Origin of the sequence: Paenibacillus motobuensis, from assembly GCF_039521865.1 — a bacterium.
In the GTDB taxonomy this organism is placed as follows: Bacteria; Bacillota; Bacilli; order Paenibacillales; family Paenibacillaceae; genus Fontibacillus; species Fontibacillus motobuensis.
The window spans coordinates 216,114-232,836 of the sequence record NZ_BAAACX010000004.1 but is presented as its reverse complement, the minus strand read 5'-3'; the positions used below and the strand labels follow the sequence as shown (position 1 = coordinate 232,836).

Sequence of the window (16,723 nt, the reverse complement as noted above, 5' to 3'; positions counted from 1 at the left end):
TTCGATTCCAAGCTGAAGCTCGTCATTTAGCAGAAGAATGGTTTGGCATTGAAGAGATTTTGCCTGTTGATCATGTAGAGGTGCTTGAGCCCCAGCATTTACGGGAAATCATTGCCAGTCGTGCGAATAAAATAGCAGAAATCTATAAAAATAACTAAATAACTTGACAGTCAGTTGTCAGGTTTGTTGTTTTATACTGGTTTCATTAATAAGGCAGCGTACATGTACAGGAAGCATTACAGCTTCAAAACCTAGATATGATAAAAGCATTTACTGTTCCTGCTGCAAAATATGCTGTATTCTTCACAGAACGTGGACCCATTATAGAGATGGTGCAGCGTACTTGGGCTGATATTTGGTAATGGTCACAACAGCCAGGCAATAACCGGGCATTCACAGCTGATTTTGAATATTATAGCAAGGATATTAATCCAGAGGACGGACAAGCAGAAATTTATATTTCGATAAAATAGCTTCCATGTTGTATTTTTAAAAAAGGAATGATCCATATGAGTACAATTGAAAATACCAAGGTGGAGGAAGCATTCAAACAGTATCCTAAACATATTCAGTCGAGACTATTAATTCTTCGTCAGTTAATTTTGGATACGGCAATAGAGATAGAAGGCGATGATCATGTGGATGAAACGCTAAAATGGGGAGAGCCTAGTTACATCACAAAAAAAGGGAGTACAATTAGAATAGGCTGGAAACCGTCAAGCCCAGGTCAATACGCCATGTATTTTAACTGTAATACAACGCTAGTTGATACGTTTAAAGAGATTTATAGAGATTTATTCAACTATGAAGGTAATCGAGCGATTGTATTTGCTGCAAATGATGAAATACCAGTAGATGAATTAAAACAATGCATTGCATTGGCACTCACTTATCATACTCGAAAGCACCTACCAATGCTTGGGATATAATGGTGGAAAAAAGTAACGTCTATATATTTATTTAGCTAACAAAAAGGAGTGAGCTGTATCTTAGCTTACTCCTTTACTTGTCTAAGTGCTTGTTTTTATAGCAAATTTTCATTTGATACAAATCCTTATTGTTTCAGCAGCGACATTTACTTCTAAAGCGTCTTTTTCTCTAGCGATTCCTGTGATAAACCTCGTTTTTTTTCCTTAAAGTTTTTACTCTTGCCGCAATTAAGAATATCTTTATCGTTTATATTCTACACCTCACTAAAAATTTATTATATCCCCTACTTCGTCTTAATATTTTTTCTGTAAGTTGGAACTAGTTCATTTTAATTGTAGTGGGAGGAAGATAGGTATGAGGATTTTGGAAATAGGTCTGATTTTGATCAATTTTGGCCTGTTGTACTGGGCGGTTATTGCGAATAGGAAAGGTATCCGGGGATCCTTCATCCCTTTGGAGATCGCCTTCGGTTTGGTTATTGTGCAGATTGTCGTGGAAGGTGGACGATGGGAGATGATTCCGGCTTACATGACGCCACTCCTCTTGACGTCTTATTTCTTCTTACGCAAGCGGAAGGAGGGCGGCAGAAGCCGGGTTGGGGTCACGGTTCAAGTGGTGCTCTTGACCGTATATTTGTTGGTCTCGGTTGTCCCGCCTGTGCTGCTGCCGGTCTTCTCGTTTGAGAAACCGACGGGGCCTTATGCGGTCGGAACGACGGTTTATCACTGGGTAGATGAACAACGGCGAGAAGCTTATTCTGAGAATCCTGCCGACCGGCGTGAGCTAATGGTGCAAATTTGGTATCCGGCAGCCGAAGGAGGCGGGGAAGAGATGGGCCCATATCTCCAGAACGCGTCGAAGATGACGAAAGCCATATCATCAAAAATGATGGGCCTTCCAGCGTTTACGCTGAGCCATCTGGGGTTGATCAAAAGTCATTCTTTGTTGGAAGCCAAGCTTTCGGATTCGGAAAGCCGTTATCCGGTTTTGCTTTTTGCCCACGGGATGAACGGGTATCGCAATCAAAATATGTTCCAGACGGAGGAACTTGCAAGCCACGGCTACATTGTTATCGGCATCGATTTTGCCTATGAAGCTGCTGCCTCCGTGTATCCTGATGGAAGGACAGCCTTGAGCAAAATCAGCCGCACCCTGACTTCCAATACCCAGTACGAGGAGCATATACCGCTTTGGACCGACGATGCTACCTTTGTACTCAATCAAGTGGAGAAGCTTAATCGGAACGATTATACAGGTCGTTTTACCGGTAAAATGGATCTAGAACGAATCGGCATGCTAGGACATTCGTTCGGGGGAGCCGTAACGGTGCAGATGATGATGAAAGATTCGCGTGTGAAGGCTGCCCTAAGTATGGACGGCGGGTTTTATGGTTCACCGGTTTCCGATATAGGACTTGGCAAACCATTCTTTATGATGTATTCAGAGGAGACGTACAACAAGGTAATGACCTCTTACGATGATGTCGCTAAGCAGATAGGTGGGGTAAGTCGCGAAGCGTTTGAAGCCCCGAGGAAAGAATATATACAAAGATCGGGCAATGCTTTAGCAGGAGGAGGGTTATCGATCCTTATTCCCGGTTCAAAGCATGCAAGCTACTCCGATCTAGCGTTATTCTTTCCAATGCTAGGGCTGAGCGGCCCAGACTCGCGGCGGGATCACCGCATCGTGAACGAATTCAGTGTTGCCTTTTTTGAGCGGTATTTAAAAGGTAAGGACGATTCTGCGCTCCAAGTATTGGCCGCCAAATACCCGGAAGTGAATTTTAAGGTGAACAAATAAGAAATTATCCGGGATTTGATACGGGAAGTTCAATGATGAAGGTATAATGTCCTGATGAATGAACCAGGTTTAGTGTGCCGCCGTGCCGTTCGACGATATTTTTGGCAATGGATAACCCCAATCCTGAGCCGATCTGGATGGATTGGGCTGCTCGCGAGTGATCAGCTTTATAAAACCGCTCAAATAATAGCTCTTCCTGTTCCTTCGATATCGGATTTCCTTCATTCTCGATCTTGATGGTAACATAAGGGGAGCATTCGTCCAGGGACACGCGAACAACTCCCGGCTTAACCGAGAACTTCAAGGCATTTATCAAAAGGTTGTCGATGGCTCTTCTTATTTTTTCCGGATCCATTGGTATTAGCAAAGCATTGAACGTCAACAACGTCTCCACAGTGACGCCAAGTTCTTTGGCGAAGGGTTGAAATTCACCCAGAATTTGCCTGAGCAGATTTCGTACATCAACTTGTCTGAATTCAAGTTTGGCGTCACTGGTTGTGAGACGTGTATACTCAAATAAGTCATCAATGAGGTTTTTCAGTTGCATGGCTTTTTTGTAGGTGTTGTCAATGAAACGTTCGTGCTCCTGCTTATTTTGATAGACTCCCTTTTTCAGCAACTCCAGATATCCGATAATACTGGTGAGGGGAGTTCGCAGATCGTGGGATATGCCTGTAATCAAGTCCATTTTGGACTTTTCGATTTGCCGTTCCTTTTCGATTTGGCGTTCCATTTTTTCGGCCATTGCATTAATGTTCTCCGCAACCTTGCCTAGTTCGTCTTTCCTTGAGAGCGGAACGCGATAGTGCAAGTTTCCTCTTGCGATAAATTCAAGTCCTTCTGCGAGGTTAAGCAGATATAGTACGATGCGTCGGGTCATAAGGGAAAAACTGGAAATAAATAGGACGACAAATGAAACGATAGATAAAATGTTATATAAAATATTTGATAAATAGGGAAAGTGGCGAGTATGAAGGAGACTGCTTAACAAAGATTCGTTGACCAAGGACGATACGTTCATCGCAATGATTAAGCTAAGGATAAACGACCAGAACATACGCACACGAATACTGCTTTTTCCTGAAATCAGGGTAAAGAGTCTATTTTTCAATTTTGTATCCCACTCCCCAGACCGTCTTGACGTACTGAGGCTCCCGAGGGTTCTCCTCAATTTTCTCCCGGAGGTTTCGGATATGAACCACAACCGTATTGTCCGAGAAGCTGGCAGTTTCTTTCCATACTAGTTCGTAAATCTTATCCACGCTGAACACATATCCACGATGGCTTGCCATCAGATCAAGTATGGAAAATTCAAGAGGTGTCAGGGATACTTTCTTTCCCTTTACCGTTACCTGATGGCGGGCCTTGTCTATGATTAAGTCCCCGACAGAAATGACGTCTTCCTCTGGTTCCTTGACGGAATAGCTTTGCCGACGCAGCTGCGCCTTAACCCGGGTCACCAATTCCATGATACTGAACGGCTTGGTAACGTAATCATCCGCTCCGGTAGTTAGCCCGGTTATTTTATCAATGTCTTCTTCCTTGGCGGACAGCATGATAATGGGGATTTTTGAGGTTTCCCTGATTTTCAGGCATGCCCTGATCCCATCCATATGGGGCATCATCACATCCAAAATGATCAATTGCACGGGTGATGTTTGGAAAATCTCCAATGCCTGCATGCCATTTTCTGCTTCAAGCACATGATATCCTTCATTGCTCAAGAAGATCTGTATAACGTCCCTGATTTCGGGGTCGTCATCCACAACCAAAACGGTGATCTTATTCATTTACAACCTCCTGATTATTTTCCAAAGTGCAATGCTGATCTTAGAATAAGCATAATAACTTAAGATCTTGTGGGGGGAAATCTAAAGAATATATGAAGAGATGTTTCTTTATTAGTGAAAACATTCACAAATTCAACATACAAATCATTGTAATAAAGGGTAGGAATGTATATGATAAATATATACATTACAAAAGTACATTTATAAAAGTCGGAGGGTTATAATGGCCACACACCGCTTGAACAGCATGGAAGTAAAGAAAATGAACCGCAACGCCATTTATCGATATTTATATCACCGCGAATCTACTTCCATTCAGGAGATTGCGCAGGCTTTGAATCTGAGCCTTCCCACGGTTACACAGAACCTTAAAGATCTGCAGGAAAGGGAACTGGTCGTGGAGACCGGGTTGTTTCAATCCACTGGAGGCAGGAAAGCGAAGGCGATGGCTTGCAATAGTGTAGCGAGATATGCAATCGGTCTGGATGTTACCCGCAATCATGTCGGCATTGTCATCATCGACCTGAGTGGTAAAATCGTCAAGAATCTCAGAAACCATTTCCCCTTTGTCAATACCGAAGCCTACTTTAAAGGGGTGGGCAAGTTGGTGGAGGATTTTGTGAAAGAGTGCCAGATTGATAATAGCAAAATTCTGGGGGTTGGCATTGCGCTGCCCGCCATCCTGTCCGACGACCGCCAAACGGTGAGTTATGCCACCGTCATCGATTTCAAAGGGGGAAGCGTCCGGCGGTTCGCCGAGTTTATTCCCTATCCCTGTATCCTCAGCAATGATGCGAATGCGGCCGGATTTACGGAATTGTGGGGGGGAAAAGATATTCATAATGTCGTATATCTATCCCTCAATAACAGCGTGGGCGGTTCGATCATCGTCGGCAACCAGATTTATTCCGGTCAGAATCACCGGAGCGGGGAGTTCGGTCATATGACGATTATGCCCGAAGGCCGTACCTGCTACTGCGGGCAGAAGGGCTGCGTAGATGCCTATTGCTCGGCGAGAATTCTCTCGGACAGCACACAGGGCAGCATTTCCGAATTTTTTCGGCTGCTGCGGGAGGGCCATGAGCCGCAAAAAACCATTTGGCAGGAGTACATCGGCTATCTGGTGATTACGATAAACAACCTGCGGATGCTTTACGATTGCGATGTGATTCTCGGCGGATATGCCGGCGCTTATATGGAGGAATATATTGATACCCTCCAGGAACTGGTGGCCCGTAAGAACACCTTTGAACCGGACGGCAAATACGTCCGGGTCTGCAAATACAAGCTGGAGGCTACTGCCGTGGGAGCCGCACTGGAACTGGCGGCCGACTTTATTGACAGCATCTAGATTGCTGCTGGATAAGATTACCTTCAATAACCTTTGCGTGATTCCATCCGTGATGTTTGCGATAAATGCATACTATTGTTCTCTTGCTCCTTCGGTAGAGAGACGGCGCTGTGCCTGCGGCTCCGACCTCTTCCGGGGGAGCTTTTGCATGTCTGCGTTGAACGCGTTTCCATTTTTTTGTTGACTTCAATTCTAAACTGGCTATAATCTTATTTAGAATGTTTTATAAAAGTCTCTTAGTAAGAATTGAATCAGGGTGACAAACCGGAGCAGCAGATTGACACCGATATCGGCAACCCGCTGATTACCAAGGATAACGTAGATGAGTATATTGAACTGCTGAAAAAGGCAGAAGCCTTGAAGTAATTCAGGTAGACTGCCGCAAGGCCACGGCGTACATACTTCTAAACTTTCCGAAGATGCGTGAGCATATTTTGTTCACGCATTCTTTTTACAAACGTTATTGCCTATTAGGAGGAGTATCTAATGAAGAACAGAGCTTTCTATATGACGGATTTGAAGAAAATGGAAATGAAGGAAATCGACATGCCTGTGCCCCAAGAGGGTGAGGTTATTGTAAAACCGGAATACATTGGGATATGTGGCTCCGACGTACACTATCTGGAGTACGGCCGGATCGGCGACTTCGTTGTCGATGGCGATTTTATCCTGGGGCATGAATGTGCCGGAGAAGTGGTGGAGCTTGGCTCCGGTGTGAAAAATCTTAAGGTGGGGGATAGGGTCGCTCTTGAGCCTGGAATCACCTGTGGCCAGTGTGAATTCTGCAAGAGCGGAAAGTACAATCTCTGCCCGGACGTGAAGTTTCTGGCAACTCCGCCCTACCACGGCTGCCTGATGGACTATATCGCCTTTCCGGAGAACATGGCCTTCAAGCTGCCGGACAGCGTATCTTCGGAAGAGGGGGCGTTGGTGGAGCCGCTGGCCGTGGGACTGCATGCTGCGGCTCAGGGTGGTATCAAGCTGGGTGATCGTGTCGTTATTCTGGGAGCCGGTTGCATCGGGCTTGTGACGCTTCTGGCCTGCAAGGCCTTCGGGGCAACGGATATCGTCGTGGTGGACATCATTGAAAAGCGGCTGGAGACGGCGCAAAAGCTTGGGGCTTCCCGGGTAATCAATGCCAAGCGGGAGGATGTTCTGGAGATCATCGCCGGGCTGACGGACAATCAAGGCATGGACAAGGTGATTGAAACCGCCGGTAGCGAGCATACTGTCAAGCAGACGCCTTATCTGGTCAAAAGAGGAGGCACCATTGTGCTCGTGGGCCTGGCGGCCAAGGATATCATCGATTTCGACTTTATGCAGATCATGTTCAAGGAGGCCGACATCAAATCGGTTTTCCGTTACCGCAACCTGTATCCTGCGGCCATTGGAGCGATCGCAGACGGTAAAATTGACGTCAAGGGCATCGTGACCCATGAATTCGACTTTGAGGATACCCAGAAAGCCTTTGATTTTGTGATCGACAACAAAGAAGATGTTGTGAAGGCCGTAATCCGGATGGGCTAAAGCAACCTACTGAATACAGTAACTTTAAGCCACATTTACTAAAAACCAAGTCAAAGATAAAGAACTCAAGTTGATTAGTACTTGAGTTCTTTATCAACTTTATAATTGGTAATGGGGATAAAGAATTGCATAAAAAACCGCAGCTATCAGTCCGTAGAAGATACCGAGCAAGTGATGTCCGGCAGTCTCCGCTTCTATCCCGCTGCTGTACATAATTAAATACAATCCGAAAAGGGCTGCACCTACCTATACAAGAACGAGACGCCTCACGTGATCGTCAGAAGATGACTTACTCTGGCGTTCTTGGTCGTGGGCGTATAAGAACAACGAAATTGGATGAAGCTGGTGGTAGTCATTTATCAGACAAACGTGCTTTGCACCGACTCGTGGAGGGCATTCAGCTCTTATGCGAATGCGAAAGGCTTGACTCATTACCTTTTCAAGTCCTATGGGAAGCAGCGTGTCAGGGGCATTTACTATATCCAGAACGTGAATAGAACTGTTTTAAACGCATAAAAAGGAGCAAACACAGTGAAAATAACCGATTGTTTCCTGCGGTCGTTTTGGTCCACGGCTCTGGTCCAAGTAATATGGACGAAAAAATCGGAAATAATTATCCTTTTAAAGACCTTGCTGAGGGCTTGTCGGAAAAAGGAATTGCAGTGCTACGTTATGATAAAAGAACCTTCGTATATGGCAAAGAAATGAAAAATGATACTAGGATAACGGTTAAAGAAGAAACAATAGAAGATACCATTCTTGCGGCTGATTTCTTACGAAAAGATTCACGTATTGATTCTTATGGGTGGTTCTCCGCGTAAATTAGAAGAAATTCTAATGGACCAAAATAATGAATCTCAAGGTACTGCATAAACCAATATTGATTTTACAAGGAGATAAAGATTTTCATGTGTCAGTAGAAAGAGATTTTCATGGTTATAAAAACTTATTGGGCGATATGCCAAATGTAACATATAAACTGTATGCTAACTTAAATCATTTGCTAATGCCTTCTGTTTATGGAGAGATACTAAAAGCCAAAAAAGAGTATAAGGTTGCACAACATGTAGATAAACAAGTTATAAATGACATTTCAGACTGGCTCCTTTCAATTTAGAAAATATCAAAGTAAGGGATAGAAAGCCTACCATTTCGGGAGACCATAGTTGATGTATCGGCGGATAGTGGATATTTTACTTGCTGGTTGCTACATGTTAATGTAAGCGCTATACTACCCTTAATCTATTACAGGAAAGGATGATGATCTATGACCAACCCTTCACCTCATGTCGTAAATGGAACGGGAGGTCCGATAGCGCCGCGGGATCCGATAGCAAAGCGCAGTGAATTGTACATATTGCATGAATCTATGATTGAAGCGACGCTTCGTCCTGATGGTACATTCTCTCAAGAGATTTACCTGGACGGCAACCGGCTTGTTGATAAAGCACGTATTGTTGGTAATGTATCAGATGAAGCGATTCTTGAACTTTTGAAGAGCTCTAGCGGGTTTCGTCGACTCGTCCATAGTATTGGAATCTCCGTTCAAGCGCATGAAGAAGAGGTTACCCATGTTATTTTTGCGCTAGAGCATCGTGGGATGAAGAACTCTGGATCCCGAATGAGTATCTCATGCCCTGCTGATGGCTCAGAAACGATCCTGATCTTGGATGATTACGAAGCATCTCCAGATGATGAGGTTCTCGCCAAATTCGTATTTGAATTCGAGCGAGTGGGCGCGCTGGCAACGACTACCGTTGTTTTCTATCTAAATGATGGTTACCAGGTTCCAGAAGTTGTGAATGATTCACCGGTCGAGTTCGAGTCGCTGGCCTATCGGGAGATGATTAAGAAATCTCTCATGTCTACAGGCAATAACAAGAGATTGAAGGCAGCCATCGAGAAGGCGAAAAGGGGCGAGCCCGTCACGATCGCTTACATTGGCGGCTCGATCACTCAGGGCGCAGGGGCAGTTCCGATTCATAGCCATTGTTACGCTTATCGTTCTTATGATCTCTTTAAACAAATGTTTGCTCCGCAGGATGGCAGCTCGATTCAACTGATCAAGGCCGGGCTGGGAGGCACGCCGTCGGAGCTCGGCATCATCCGCTATGATCGGGATGTACTAAAGGAAGGGACCGCCCAGCCGGATATTGTCATTGTGGAGTTTGCGGTTAACGATGCGAATGACGAGACGGAAGGAAATTGTTACGAGAGCCTGGTGCTCAAAGCACTTAACGCTAATAACAAGCCTGCGGTAATTTTACTGTTCAGCGTGTTCATGAATGACTGGAACCTTCAAGATCGTCTTGCTCCTGTCGGACAGCATTATGATCTTCCAATGGTCAGTGTGAAGGATGCCGTAGCGGAGCAGTTCCGCTGGACTGCAGATCGGGGCAAGGTCATTTCTAAGAAGCAATTTTTCTACGATATTTATCATCCTGCCAATGCGGGACATAGGGTCATGGCCGATTGCTTAACCTGGCTCTTCGCTGTAACCGACCAGGCCATCCCTGATGAGGAGGATATCTCGACGGACAAGTCGCCGATCATCGGAAATGATTATATGGGGATTCAGCTGCTGGATCGCCTGAATGGCGAAGGCATCGCTCAGATTGATGCGGGGGGATTTCGGGAGACAGATACTGATCTGCACACAGCAAATATGGACGATCATACTTACGGAACGCCACAATTCCCTAATAACTGGATGCACACCGCCGAATCAGGAACTGACCGCTTCAAGCTGACACTTCGGAGTAAACGGCTTATTCTGGTGTTCAAAGACTCTGGAGATCCTAGCTTCGGCACCGCAAATATATGGGTAGACGGAAAGCTGGTGAGGCAGGGTGATCCACATATAGCGAATTGGACGCACTGCAATGCTGTGATCCTGTACGACGAACAGGACTTGAGTGAGCATACGGTGGAGATAGAGATGGCAGCCGGACATGAGGATAAGCGCTTCACGATTTTAGGGTTCGGTTATGTTCTGTAATCTTGTGATTGACTCACTTAGAAATCCATGCTATATTTTATTTCCCTGCTGCAGAATATTGCATCAGTGAAAATGCGGTCGTGGCGGAATTGGCAGACGCGCACGGTTCAGGTCCGTGTGGGCTAACCCCCGTGGAGGTTCGAGTCCTCTCGACCGCATCAACTTAACAAGAGGGTTCGTAGTTGCTTAGGCGATTACGAGCCTTTTTTTGTGTAAACAGAAAGTGAAACTAGTTTTGCATATTTTGTCAAAGCTGCGTAGAGCGTCTCATAAGGATTGTTGAAAAAAATTAGCATAGAGTTTACAAAAGTTCATTAAATTTACCTATCAAAAACTATTATCGTTCAAAAAATGCCTCCAGTTGCTTTATAAAGCTTAGAGGTATTTTTTTGTGTACTTATGATTAACAGGCCTCCTCCCTTAAACGATACGAACTTTTCCTAATTTACGAAAACGACAAGCTCATTTAATTTTCGACAAATATTTTATCTCTATCATGAAGGTGAAGGGAAAATATCATTTGAGCAAGAACGAAGGAAATCCTACAAAGGGGAGAAGTGGTGAGGTTATGATTCGGTACTTATGGTTTGACCTGGGCTACACCTTAGTTGCAACTAACCGGGAAGAGGTCTATCAGAAGACGCTGGAGCGATTTGCGGTGACGAAAACGATTGATGAAATTACTATGGCCTACCATCAGGCAGACAAACTGTTCATGCGAGAGTATCCGGGAGTTTTGGGTAAGGACAGTAAGACGTTTTTGCCGTGGTATGTAGGCACATTGAATTATTTCCTGGGACTGTCGCTGCCGATTGAGGACTTGATTCGGATTCATTTGGAACTGGCGAAAGAGCAGCCGATACAGTGGAAAGCATTCGAATTTACTAAACCGACCCTTCATTGTTTGAAAGAAGCGGGATATCAGCTCGGCTTGATCTCCAATTGGGATCAGAGCGCCCGTGAAGTGCTATCACGCAATGATTTAGAAGAGCTATTTGATGAAATCATCGTCTCCTCGGAGGTAGGAGTAGAGAAGCCGGATCCGGCCATATTTGAAATGGCTTTGGCCCGAGGTAAGGTGACGGCAGAACAATCCTTATATGTTGGAGACAATTACTATGATGACGTCAGAGGTTGTCAGCAGGTTGGCATTCATTGCCTACTAATCAATCCGTATAACAACCAAGGCATTGAAGAGTTGGATTATACACCTATCATCCCAAGTATCCAAGGTGTGGTTGATTATCTAGGACTCAAGCTTATTCCGCAAGAGATTATATAGTCTGGAGCAAGGATCATGACAACGATTAAGGACAAAATTCAAGAGCAATTCGAGACTTTAAGCTCGGGGCAAAAAAGAGCGGCCCACTACATTCAGCAGCATATGCAGGAGGTTGCGCTGCAACCTGCTCATAAGACTGCTACCAAAGCCGGTGTTAGCGAAGCAACGGTTCACCGGCTGGCCCAGGCACTATCCTATCCGAGCTTCTCGGCGATGCATCAGGATATCCAGCGATATATATTGCGCGACCAGCGCGCTGTCAAAAATCTTGAGCATTTGACCAGTCGGCAGGAAGAATCATGGCTGGAGAAGCACTTTACACAAGAAATGGATAATATTCGTGAGACGATGCTGCAAACGGACAAGATGCAGATTCAAGAGACGGTAAGGGCGCTTCTGCAGGCGGATCGGATTTGGGTAGCAGGCTGGCGAATGGGGTTATCGGTCACCTCTTTTCTCAGCTTTGTCCTTAAGTATATGCTGGGCAATTGCGAGCTAATTCCGCAGGGCAGTGTAGCGGAGTATTCAGCCTATATTCGGCCTAATGATGTCTTGTTCGTCTGCGGGTTTCCAAGATACTGCTCCAGAACGCTAAAGGTATCGAAGCTGGCCAAGGAGCAAGGAGCCACGGTTATTGCATTGACGGACTCCAATCTATCGCCTTTCGCCAAGCTGGCCGATCTGACTTTATTGGCGCAGAGCAAATCGAAGGGATTTCTTGACTCGTATACAGCTTCTTTATCCGTAGTGAATGCAATCATTAATGAAATCTCTTATTTGGAGAAGGACCGGGTCAAGGTCAATATTGAGCGAATGGAGCTTATGTTTGAAGAGTTCCAGGACAGTTTCGAGTGGATGAGCAGAACGAAGTGAACATGTTGGAAAGGAAATAGCAATGGATCTTACGGTGATAGGGTACTGGGGAGCATATCCCGACAAAAATGAAGCAACCTCAGGTTATTTACTTGAGCATAAGGGCAGCAAAATTTTATTGGACTGCGGCAGCGGGGTTCTGTCCAAGCTGCAAATTTACACGACGCTAGAGGAACTGGATGCCGTCGTTATAACTCATCTGCATGCGGATCATATGGCGGATGTGTACAGTCTAGAGTTCGCTACACTTATTTCCATGCAATTAGGTAGGCGCCTTAAACCGCTGGAAGTGTACGTTTATTACAAGGATTCCGCTAGGCTCGATTTCTGTTTCCCGCAATATGTAAATGTACACCAGATTACTCCACAAAGTGTGGTGGCGATCGGTGAGCTTACTTTGGAATTCTCGAAGAATATTCATGAGGTTCCTTGTTGCGCAGTCAAAGTGACCTCAGGGGAAGGAAAGAACCTCGTCTACTCTGGTGATACGGGTTACTGCCAGGAAATCATTGATTTCTCATGGGGTGTTGATGTCCTGGTGCTGGAGAGCAGCTTTTACAACTGGCAGAAGGGATTGAATCAAGGCCACCTGACAGCGGGAGAGGCAGGTCAAATCGCTGGCATAGCTCAGCCCGGAAGGTTAATCCTGACGCATCTTCCCCATTACGGTGATCACCAACAATTGGTGTTAGAAGCTTCCGTTCATTATAACGGTGAAATTCAATTAGCTTATTGCGGTATGAGACTGACAATTTAATTCAGGAAGGGGAAAATCAAAGTGGCAATTTTGAAGAAAAAGCTGGCTCTTGCTATTTCTACTCTCTCTCTATTGGCGGTTATTATCACAGGCTGTGGCAGCAATAGTACGACAAGCAACTCAATAGGCAATTCAGCAAACACAACAGCATCTAACGAAACGAACCAATCTGAAACTGTACAGAATTCAGGTGAAAAGGTCATGGCGGGTGGGACCGTTCGAGTAGCGATGTCTACGGAGCCGGATAATCTGGATCCTTATTTGTCGGCGGCAACGGATACCAACTCCATGATGGATAATGTGTTCGACGGATTATTTGAAGCGGGAGAGAACAGTGATTTGGTCCCGGCAATTGCTTCTTCCTACCAAGTGTCGGAGGATGGATTGACGTATACTTTCACTTTGAAACAGGGCATTAAATTCCACAACGGCGCTGATCTGACATCGAAAGATGTGTATTACTCCTATGCTAAGCTGTCCGGGCTTAACGGAAAAGAGCCGTTATCATCCAAGTTCTCGGGTATTGAAAGCATAGATACGCCGGACGACTATACGATTGTTATTAAATTGAAGGAGAAAAATGCCGCCTTCCTCGCTGCCAACATTATTGCTATTGTTCCTAAGGATTATGAGCAGCAAAGCGAGCAACCGGTTGGTGCAGGACCTTATAAGTTTGTTGAATACAAACCAGGTCAAGAGCTGGTTCTGGAGAAAAACGAAGATTACTACAACAAGGACCATGCCCCTGTAATAGATAAAGTCGAATTCAAAATTATGCCGGATTCCAACGCGTCTGTATTAGCCCTGCAATCGGGGGATATTGATATGATCCCAGGCATCAGCAGTCAAGGCGTGCTTCAATTGGGTGATGGTTATACCGTAGTCTCCGGTCCACAAAACATGGTCCAACTAATGGCTTTAAACAACTCTGTAAAGCCATTAAACGATGTAAAGGTTCGTCAGGCCATCAACTATGCGATTGACAAGGATGCAATTATTCAGACTGTTGCGGAAGGGAATGGCACGAAATTAGGTTCCAATATGAGCCCTGCCATGAAGATGTACTACCAGGAAGGTCTGGAAGATTACTATAAGACTAACGTTGATAAAGCCAAAGAACTGTTGAACGAGGCCGGTTTTCCTAATGGATTTGATCTAACCATCACAGTTCCATCCAACTATCAATTCCACGTAGATACTGCTCAGGTGATCGCAGATCAACTTAATAAGGCTGGCATCCATGCAACAATCAAGCAAATTGAATGGAGCAGTTGGCTGGAGGATGTCTATAATAACGCCAAATATGAAGCAACTATTGTTGGACTAACCGGCAAGCTGGATCCGCAAGAGGTATTGGGAAGATACGAAACGACTTATGCTAAAAATTTCTACAAATTCAGCAATGCTGATTTCGATAAGTTAATCAGTGAAGGCAAGATAGAAATCAATGAAGCAAAGCGGGCTGATTTATATAAGCAGGCACAAACCCTGTTAACAGAACAGGCAGTGGCTGTCTATATTATGGACCCTAACCGGACCGTTGCAATGAAGGGCAATTTGAAGGGCTTCAAAATGTACCCGGTGCAAAAATACGATTTTGCTGAGATGTACTACACAGAACAGTAAAGTAGGGGAATGTCTTGAGATTTTATATTCGTAAGCTGATCACCTTTATATCGACCCTGGTGCTTGTGTCCGTCATTACGTTTCTGGTATTTCAAGTTCTTCCCGGAGACCCGGCGCAGATTATTCTCGGTGTGGATGCAGACCCGCAGCAAATTGCTGCGTTGCACGAAGCAATGGGACTTGACCGACCGGTTGGAGAACGTTATTTGATGTGGATTAAAGATACCTTATCTGGTGACTTCGGCACCTCGGTACGATATCACAGACCGGTATCCGACCTGTTACTGGAGCGTCTGCCGGTTACCTTATCCTTGGCTTTATTCTCCCTGGGGCTGACCCTGGGTCTAGGGCTCCCCCTGGGGATTTATATTGCCAGAAGAGACGGCAAGTTATCATCCTTGCTCCTGTCGTTATTTACGCAGTTAGGCGTATCGGTGCCTTCATTTTGGCTGGCTTTTATTCTAATCTTATTATTCTCGGTCACGTTCAAATTGTTCCCGACCTATGGATATACTTCATGGAGCACAAATCCGCTTGGTGCCATCAGGTCGTTGTTCTTGCCCTCTCTCGCTCTCGCTATTCCCGGCTTCGCGGTGGTGATCCGTTATTTAAGAAATACGCTGCTGGATCAATCGCGTATGGATTATGTACGGACGGCTAGAAGCAAAGGTCTGCATGAGAAAGGAATCATGTACCACCATATTTTGCGAAACGGACTGATACCTGTCATCACCATTGTCGGTTTATTGATTGCCGATACGTTGGGAGGCAGTATTGTAGTTGAAAATGTATTTGCGCTCCCGGGTATTGGAAATTTGCTGGTCAGCTCCATCGGGGCGCGAGATCTGCCGCTGGTACAAACGATGGTGATGTATATTGCCGTGATTGTTGTCAGTATTAATTTTATCGTCGACATACTCTATAAAGTCATCGATCCCCGGATCCGGTTGAAAAGGTGAAAGCTATGAATTGGAAGCAGTTAACTAAAAGCAAGCCGCTCCTTATCGGTAGTTCGCTCATTGCCCTGTTATTGCTGATGATGCTGATCAGTTTGTTCTATACTCCTTATGGCCCGAACGATATGGATTCCGTCATACGGTTATCGCATCCCCAGTTGACCCATTTATTCGGGACCGATAATTTTGGGCGGGATATCTTTAGCCGAATTATGAAAGGCTCACAGACCGCTTTCCTTATAGGGCTAAGTTCTGTACTGATCGGATTATCCTTGGGTGTGCTGATCGGCGCAATCTCCGGCTATTTCGGAGGCTGGCTGGACGAAGTGATTATGCGTTTGATGGACGCGATGCTGGCTTTTCCGGGCATTTTGCTGGCCATCATGCTCGTTTCGGTATTTGGACCGGGACTTAACAATACAATCATTGCCTTGGGCATCATGAGTATTCCTTCCTTCTCGCGGATTGCCCGCAGCGGTTTTATTCAGTATAAGGAGTTTGATTTCGTCAAGGCGACAATAGCCAAAGGGGCAGGGCCGCTGCGAGTCATCTGGCATCATATTTTACCTAATATTGCTTCGTCCCTGATTGTTGCCACCTCACTGAGGTTCTCAGGCTCCATCCTGGCCGAGGCCGGGCTGAGCTATCTGGGATTAGGCGTACAGCCACCTGACCCAAGCTGGGGCAGAATGTTGAACGAAGCGCAGCCTTTTATGATCAATGCTCCTTGGTATGTTCTTATTACAGGTGTGATCATTACGATCATGGTTCTGGGTTTCAATTTATTGGGTGATGGGCTTCGTGATTTTTATGACAGGAAGAGCTAGGGGGTG

Annotated in this window: 15 protein-coding genes, 1 tRNA gene and 1 pseudogene; 15 read left to right on the top strand and 2 right to left on the bottom strand. The window is 45.4% G+C overall.

The window, feature by feature from the left end; translation table 11 throughout:
• The first annotated feature begins 509 nt into the window (after positions 1-509).
• Complete coding sequence (locus tag ABD014_RS02350; RefSeq protein ID WP_343856964.1) at positions 510-929, top strand: DUF1801 domain-containing protein; 420 nt, start codon at positions 510-512, stop codon at positions 927-929.
• Positions 930-1,284: 355 nt separating this feature from the next.
• Complete coding sequence (locus tag ABD014_RS02345) at positions 1,285-2,730, top strand: alpha/beta hydrolase family protein (RefSeq protein WP_343856961.1); 1,446 nt, start codon at positions 1,285-1,287, stop codon at positions 2,728-2,730.
• Positions 2,731-2,734: 4 nt separating this feature from the next.
• On the opposite strand, the gene ABD014_RS02340 is transcribed toward ABD014_RS02345, so the two are convergent.
• Positions 2,735-3,841, bottom strand: coding sequence for a sensor histidine kinase (locus tag ABD014_RS02340; RefSeq protein ID WP_343856959.1), 1,107 nt, complete (start codon positions 3,839-3,841; stop codon positions 2,735-2,737).
• Positions 3,831-4,520, bottom strand: coding sequence for a response regulator (locus ABD014_RS02335; RefSeq protein ID WP_343856957.1), 690 nt, complete (start codon positions 4,518-4,520; stop codon positions 3,831-3,833). Before ABD014_RS02335 ends, ABD014_RS02340 begins: the two co-directional genes overlap by 11 nt.
• Positions 4,521-4,743: 223 nt before the next feature.
• Here ABD014_RS02335 and ABD014_RS02330 point away from each other — a divergent pair, with 223 nt between their 5' ends.
• The 13 genes and pseudogenes from ABD014_RS02330 (at position 4,744) to ABD014_RS02270 (ending at position 16,717) form a co-directional block, all read left to right on the top strand.
• Complete coding sequence (locus tag ABD014_RS02330; protein WP_343856955.1) at positions 4,744-5,871, top strand: ROK family transcriptional regulator; 1,128 nt, start codon at positions 4,744-4,746, stop codon at positions 5,869-5,871.
• Between the two features lie 486 nt (positions 5,872-6,357).
• A complete protein-coding gene (locus ABD014_RS02325) occupies positions 6,358-7,398 on the top strand; it encodes an NAD(P)-dependent alcohol dehydrogenase (protein ID WP_343856953.1) in 1,041 nt (346 codons plus the stop codon).
• A 266-nt stretch (positions 7,399-7,664) separates the two neighbouring features.
• Positions 7,665-7,893, top strand: a pseudogene (locus ABD014_RS02320) (IS1595 family transposase); the annotation flags it as partial.
• Between the two features lie 95 nt (positions 7,894-7,988).
• A complete protein-coding gene (locus tag ABD014_RS02315) occupies positions 7,989-8,219 on the top strand; it encodes an alpha/beta hydrolase (protein WP_343856951.1) in 231 nt (76 codons plus the stop codon).
• An 89-nt stretch (positions 8,220-8,308) separates the two neighbouring features.
• Positions 8,309-8,515, top strand: coding sequence for a hypothetical protein (locus ABD014_RS02310; RefSeq protein ID WP_343856949.1), 207 nt, complete (start codon positions 8,309-8,311; stop codon positions 8,513-8,515).
• Between the two features lie 150 nt (positions 8,516-8,665).
• Positions 8,666-10,396, top strand: coding sequence for an SGNH/GDSL hydrolase family protein (locus ABD014_RS02305; RefSeq protein ID WP_343856947.1), 1,731 nt, complete (start codon positions 8,666-8,668; stop codon positions 10,394-10,396).
• A gap of 74 nt (positions 10,397-10,470) precedes the next feature.
• A tRNA-Leu gene (locus ABD014_RS02300) sits at positions 10,471-10,554 on the top strand.
• 410 nt (positions 10,555-10,964) lie between these two features.
• Positions 10,965-11,678, top strand: coding sequence for an HAD family hydrolase (locus ABD014_RS02295; protein WP_343856944.1), 714 nt, complete (start codon positions 10,965-10,967; stop codon positions 11,676-11,678).
• 15 nt (positions 11,679-11,693) lie between these two features.
• Positions 11,694-12,551, top strand: a complete 858-nt coding sequence (locus tag ABD014_RS02290; RefSeq protein ID WP_343856941.1) for a MurR/RpiR family transcriptional regulator — start codon at positions 11,694-11,696, stop codon at positions 12,549-12,551.
• A gap of 22 nt (positions 12,552-12,573) precedes the next feature.
• Positions 12,574-13,308: an MBL fold metallo-hydrolase gene (locus ABD014_RS02285; RefSeq protein WP_343856938.1), complete on the top strand. Its 735-nt coding sequence runs from the start codon at positions 12,574-12,576 to the stop codon at positions 13,306-13,308.
• Positions 13,309-13,329: 21 nt separating this feature from the next.
• Positions 13,330-14,934, top strand: coding sequence for an ABC transporter substrate-binding protein (locus ABD014_RS02280; protein ID WP_343856936.1), 1,605 nt, complete (start codon positions 13,330-13,332; stop codon positions 14,932-14,934).
• 14 nt (positions 14,935-14,948) lie between these two features.
• Positions 14,949-15,893, top strand: coding sequence for an ABC transporter permease (locus ABD014_RS02275; protein ID WP_343856934.1), 945 nt, complete (start codon positions 14,949-14,951; stop codon positions 15,891-15,893).
• 5 nt (positions 15,894-15,898) lie between these two features.
• On the top strand, positions 15,899-16,717 hold the full coding sequence (locus tag ABD014_RS02270; protein ID WP_343856931.1) for an ABC transporter permease: 819 nt from the start codon (positions 15,899-15,901) through the stop codon (positions 16,715-16,717).
• Positions 16,718-16,723 lie beyond the last annotated feature (6 nt).